Below are 2,832 nucleotides of genomic sequence, written 5' to 3'. Positions count from 1 at the left end.
CGGCCGTGGCGGCCGAGGAACTCGAAGCGGCCGGAAGCGCCTCCACATCGGCGGCCGTGGAGAGCGGCCGGGGCGGGGACGAGGCGGCCGGTCACGGGGGTGTGGCCGCCTCGGCCTCCCGCCGTGGCGCGCGTCGGGGCCGTTCCGCCGCCGGGCCGTCCGGGGAGGAGGGCACCGGCCGTACCTCCCGTAGGCAGGCCGAGGAGTCGGCTGATCCGGAGACCCGCGCCCGGGATGTCTGCCTGCGGCTGCTGACCGGCGCCGCCAAGACCCGCAAACAGCTCGCCGACGCCCTGCGCAAGCGGGAGATCCCGGACGAGGTCGCCGACGAGGTGCTCACCCGGCTCGAAGAGGTCGGGCTGATCGACGACGCGGCCTTCGCCGCAGCCTGGGTGGAGTCCCGGCACGCCGTCCGGGGCCTGTCCCGGCGGGCGCTGGCCCAGGAACTGCGCACCAAGGGCGTCGCCGCCGACCTGGTCGAGCAGGCCGTCGCCCAGCTCGACCACGACGACGAGACGGACGCGGCCCGGGCGCTGGTCGAGCGCAAGTTGCGGTCCACCCGGGGGCTGGACACACAGGTGCGCACCCGGCGGCTGGTCGGGATGCTGGCGCGGCGCGGCTACTCCGAGGGGCTGGCGTTCCGGGTGGTGCGCAGTGCGCTGGAGGAGGAGCCGAGTGAACCGTCAGGTCGGGAGTAGTGGCAGTTTTGTAGGCTTCTTGGGGTGCAGGTCAACTCTTGACCGTTTCGTGACCCCCACCTAGCCTCGCCTTCAGTGCCCGGGGCGCCTTCGGACGGCGGCCCGCGCGGCGACGGGGGAGTGGGCGGCAATGGGGATCTCGGCGGGCACCGGTCCGAGCGGCTCGCTGGTGTCGGTCGCCGGATCGGCCGCACTCCTCCTGCTGGTGCTCGTGGTGGCCGCCGGGCTGATCATCAGGCGGCTCCAGGCGGCCCGGCGCAGCGCGCTGGCCGCGGCCGAGCAGGCCCGCCGGTGGGCCGAGGAACAAACCGCCCGGCAGCGGGCCGAAACCGCCCGCCGTGAGGAGGACCTGGCCGGGGAACTGCGCAGGCTGCGCCTCCGGGAGGACGAACTGACGGAGCGCTCCGCCGAGCTGGAGCGTTCCCGGAGTGAGGCCGAGACGCTGGTCACCCGCCGGGTGGCGGCGCTGGAGCGGGCCGCCGGGCTCTCCGCCGAGCAGGCCCGCGCCGAGCTCCTGCGGGAGGCCGAGCAGTCGGCCCGGCGGGAGGCCGCGGTCACCGTCCGGGAGATCGAGCGCGAGGCCAAGGAGGAGGGCGGGCGCCGGGCCCGGGAGATCATCGCCGGGGCGATCCAGCGGCTGGCGACGGAGCAGACCGCGGAGAGCGCCGTCACCGTCCTCCGGCTGCCGAACGAGGACATCAAGGGTCGGATCATCGGCCGCGAGGGCCGCAACATCCGCGCCTTCGAGGCGGTCACCGGCGTGAACCTGATCGTCGACGACACTCCCGAGTCGGTGCAGTTGTCCTGCTTCGACCCGGTCCGCCGGGAGACCGCCCGGCTCACCCTGGAGCAGCTGGTCGAGGACGGCCGGATCCACCCGAACCGGATCGAGCACCTGCACGAGCGCAGCCGCGAGGAGGTCGAGCAGCGCTGCGTCCGGGCCGGTGAGGACGCCCTGCTGGACGCCCGGGTCGGCGGGATGCACCCCGAACTCGTCCGCACCCTGGGCTCGTTGCGCTACCGGTCCTCGTACGGCCAGAACGTGCTCGGGCACCTGCTGGAGTCCGCGCACCTGGCCGGGATGATGGCCGCCGAGCTCGGGGTGGACCCGGAGCCGGTGCGGCGCGCGGCGCTGCTGCACGACATCGGCAAGGCGCTCAGCCACGAGTCCGAGGGCAGCCACGCGGCGGTCGGCGCGGAGCTCGCCCGGCGGTACGGGGAGTCCCCCGAGGTGGTGCACGCGATCGCCGCCCACCACAACGAGGTCGAGCCCCGCACCGTGACGGCCGCGCTGACCCAGGCCGCGGACGGCTGCTCGGGCGGCCGGCCGGGCGCGCGCAAGGAGTCGCTGGAGCTGTACGTCCGACGGCTGGCGCGGCTGGAGGAGATCGCGCGCTCGCACGAGGGCGTGGCCGAGGTGTACGCGATGCAGGCCGGCCGTGAGGTCCGGGTGATGGTCCGTCCGGACGCGGTGGACGACCTCGGCGCGGAGCTGATCGCCCGTGAGGTGGCCCGCCAGGTCTCCACCGAGTTGACCTACCCGGGCCGGATCCGGGTGACGGTGGTCCGTGAGAGCCGGGCCACGGCCGTGGCCGACTAGGACGCCCTAGGAGACGCCCCGGCTCGGGGATTCCACCTGCTGCGGCGCGGGCTGCTCGGCCGGGTCGGGCACCCTGGTGAGCGTGGCCGTGCCGCCGCGGGCGCGGTCGGCGAGGGCGAGCAGGTCCTCGGCGACGGCGCCCTGGGTGGCGCCGACCAGGTGGCCGTCGGGGCGGATCAGCAGGACGGTGTGCGGGCCGGCGCCCGGGTAGTCCTCGGTGACCAGCACCTCGGCCGGGACGGGCAGCGCGGCGGCGACCTCCGCGAGGCGGGGCATGAGGCCGGCGCCGAGCCAGTGCTCGGAGGACCAGACGGCGGTGCCGGGGGCGACCAGCAGCAGCAGGAAGGTGGCGCCGAGCCGGGCGTGCAGGTGGTCGGGGGTGCCGTCGTCGGCGAGCACCGGCAGGTCCGGGACGAGCACGCCGGGGGCGGTGGGGGGCAGCAGCTCGCTGAGCGAGGTGGTGCCGCGCGCGCCGCGCTGCACCGGGACCCGGCCCGGGGCGCCGGAGGGCGCCGTCGGGTAGGCGGGCGCGCC

Annotated in this window: 2 protein-coding genes and 1 pseudogene; 2 read left to right on the top strand and 1 reads right to left on the bottom strand. The window is 75.9% G+C overall.

Going from position 1 to position 2,832, the window contains the following annotated elements:
* Positions 1-56 precede the first annotated feature (56 nt).
* Entirely contained in the window at positions 57-698 is a 642-nt protein-coding gene (recX, locus tag KS423_RS42660) for a recombination regulator RecX (RefSeq protein ID WP_374120156.1), read from the top strand.
* A gap of 130 nt (positions 699-828) precedes the next feature.
* Complete coding sequence (rny, locus tag KS423_RS42655; protein ID WP_224285075.1) at positions 829-2,298, top strand: ribonuclease Y; 1,470 nt, start codon at positions 829-831, stop codon at positions 2,296-2,298.
* A gap of 6 nt (positions 2,299-2,304) precedes the next feature.
* Here the strand turns inward: rny and KS423_RS42650 are convergent.
* Positions 2,305-2,832 (bottom strand): annotated as a pseudogene (locus KS423_RS42650) (monooxygenase); the annotation flags it as partial.

It is taken from the genome of Streptomyces sp. LS1784 (assembly GCF_020103755.1).
GTDB lineage: Bacteria > Actinomycetota > Actinomycetes > Streptomycetales > Streptomycetaceae > Kitasatospora.
The sequence above is the reverse complement of the archived record's forward strand: the minus strand, read 5'-3'. Positions and strand labels throughout refer to the sequence as shown.

Bases quoted from the DNA above. Each gene is read 5' to 3' on its own strand.
- rny (WP_224285075.1), top strand. From the start codon at position 829: ATGGGGATCTCGGCGGGCACCGGTCCGAGCGGCTCGCTGGTGTCGGTC.